This window comes from Streptococcus cristatus (genome assembly GCF_003943535.1).
GTDB lineage: Bacteria > Bacillota > Bacilli > Lactobacillales > Streptococcaceae > Streptococcus > Streptococcus cristatus_L.
Map to the genome: position 1 here is coordinate 1 of NZ_RJPU01000019.1, position 2,533 is coordinate 2,533.

The 2,533-nt window shown below is 48.8% G+C and carries 3 protein-coding genes; all 3 read right to left on the reverse strand.

Features of this window, described 5'->3' with window-relative positions; translation table 11 throughout:
* Positions 1 to 396: 396 nt before the first annotated feature.
* The 3 genes from D8790_RS10965 to D8790_RS10975 all read right to left on the reverse strand — a co-directional run bounded on the left by D8790_RS10965 (position 397) and on the right by D8790_RS10975 (position 1,221).
* On the reverse strand, positions 397 to 609 hold the full coding sequence (locus D8790_RS10965; RefSeq protein ID WP_260470312.1) for a hypothetical protein: 213 nt from the start codon (positions 607 to 609) through the stop codon (positions 397 to 399).
* Between the two features lie 63 nt (positions 610 to 672).
* The gene (locus tag D8790_RS10970) at positions 673 to 879 is read right to left on the reverse strand and encodes a hypothetical protein (protein WP_260470313.1); all 207 of its coding nucleotides are present in this window, start codon (positions 877 to 879) and stop codon (positions 673 to 675) included.
* A 183-nt stretch (positions 880 to 1,062) separates the two neighbouring features.
* On the reverse strand, positions 1,063 to 1,221 hold the full coding sequence (locus D8790_RS10975; RefSeq protein WP_260470314.1) for a hypothetical protein: 159 nt from the start codon (positions 1,219 to 1,221) through the stop codon (positions 1,063 to 1,065).
* Positions 1,222 to 2,533: the final 1,312 nt, after the last annotated feature.

The following is a 2,533-nucleotide window of genomic DNA, read 5'->3' on the forward strand; positions in this document are numbered from 1 at the left end:
CCAAAGTGCCTCAGCTTCAGCATCTAACAACCAGAACTCAGCGTCTATCTCAGTAAGCGCGAGCCAGTCTGCGTCAATTAGTGCGAGCCAAAGCACTTCAGCATCTATCTCAGCAAGCATCAGTGCTAGCCAATCAGCCTCTGTATCAGCTAGTCAATCAGCTTCAGCTTCTGTATCTGCAAGTCAAAGTACTTCAGCATCAGTAAGCGCAAGCCAAAGTGCCTCAGCTTCAGCATCTAACAACCAGAACTCAGCNTCTATCTCAGNAAGCGCGAGCCAGTCTGCGTCAATTAGTGCGAGCCAAAGCACTTCAGCATCTATCTCAGCAAGCATCAGTGCTAGCCAATCAGCCTCTGTATCAGCTAGCCAAAGNGCTTCAGCTTCAGTATCTGCAAGTCAAAGTACTTCAGCATCAGTATCAGCTAGCCAATCAGCCAGCACAAGCATGAGCACCAGCGTGTCTGCCTCAATCAGTGCTTCAGTATCAGCAAGTACAAGCTTGAGTAACAGCGTGTCTACTTCAATCAGTGCATCTGAATCAGCAAGCACAAGCATGAGCACCAGCGTGTCAGCTTCAATTAGTGCATCTGAATCAGCAAGCACAAGCATGAGCACCAGCGTATCAGCGTCAATCAGTGCAAGCCAATCAGCTAGCGCGTCAGTATCTGCAAGTCAAAGTACTTCAGCATCTGTATCAGCTAGCCAATCAGCCAGCACAAGCATGAGCACCAGCGTGTCTGCTTCAATTAGTGCATCTGAATCAGTAAGCACAAGCATGAGCACCAGCGTGTCTGCCTCAATCAGTGCTTCAGTATCAGCAAGCACAAGCTTGAGTAACAGCGTGTCAGCCTCAATCAGTGCATCTGAATCAGCCAGCACAAGCTTGAGTAACAGCGTGTCTGCCTCAATCAGTGCAAGCCAATCAGCTAGCGCGTCAGTATCTGCAAGTCAAAGTACTTCAGCATCAGTATCAGCTAGCCAATCAGCCAGCACAAGCATGAGCACCAGCGTATCAGCGTCAATCAGTGCAAGCCAATCAGCTAGCGCGTCAGTATCTGCAAGTCAAAGTACTTCAGCATCTGTATCAGCTAGCCAATCAGCCAGCACAAGCATGAGCACCAGCGTGTCCGCTTCAATTAGTGCATCTGAATCAGTAAGCACAAGCATGAGCAACAGCGTATCAGCTTCAATTAGTGCATCTGAATCAGTAAGCACAAGCATGAGCAACAGCGTGTCCGCTTCAATTAGTGCAAGTCACTCAGCAAGCACAAGCACAAGCATGAGCAACAGCGTATCAGCTTCAATCAGTGCATCTGAATCAGCAAGCACAAGCATGAGCAACAGCGTATCAGCATCAATCAGTGCATCTGAATCAGCAAGCACAAGCATGAGCAACAGCGTGTCTGCCTCAATCAGTGCTTCAGTATCAGCAAGCACAAGCATGAGCACCAGCGTGTCAGCTTCAATTAGTGCATCTGAATCAGCAAGCACAAGCATGAGCAACAGCGTGTCTGCTTCAATCAGTGCTTCAGTATCAGCAAGCACAAGCACAAGCATGAGCACCAGCGTGTCAGCGTCAATCAGTGCAAGCCAATCAGCAAGCACAAGCATGAGCACCAGCGTGTCTGCTTCAATCAGTGCTTCAGTATCAGCAAGCACAAGCACAAGCATGAGCAATAGCGTGTCAGCCTCAATCAGTGCTTCAGCATCAGCAAGCACAAGCATGAGCAACAGTGTGTCCGCCTCAATCAGTGCTTCAGCATCAGCAAGCACAAGCATGAGTAACAGCGTGTCCGCCTCAATCAGTGCATCTGAATCAGCCAGCACAAGCATGAGCAACAGTGTGTCCGCCTCAATCAGTGCATCTGAATCAGNAAGCACAAGCATGAGCACCAGCGTGTCTGCTTCAATCAGTGCTTCAGTATCAGCCAGCACAAGCATGAGTAACAGCGTGTCTGCCTCAATCAGTGCTTCAGCATCAGCCAGCACAAGCATGAGCACCAGCGTGTCCGCCTCAATCAGTGCTTCAGTATCAGCCAGCACAAGCATGAGCAACAGCATTTCTGCTTCAATCAGCGCTTCAGTATCAGCAAGCACAAGCGTAAGCAACAGCGAGTCTGCATCACGTAGTGCTTCAGCTTCAGCATCAACAAGCTTGAGCAATAGCATTTCTGCTTCAATCAGTGCATCAGAATCAGCAAGCACAAGCGTAAGCAACAGCGAGTCTGCATCACGTAGTGCCTCAGCTTCAGCATCAACAAGCTTGAGCAATAGCATTTCTGCTTCAATCAGTGCATCAGAATCAGCAAGCACAAGTATGAGCAACAGCGAGTCTGCATCACGTAGTGCTTCAGCTTCAGCATCAACAAGCTTGAGCAATAGCATTTCTGCTTCAATCAGTGCATCAGAATCAGCAAGCACAAGCGTAAGCAACAGCGAGTCTGCATCACGTAGTGCCTCAGCTTCAGCATCAACAAGCTTGAGCAATAGCATTTCTGCTTCAATCAGTGCATCAGAATCAGCAAGCACAAGT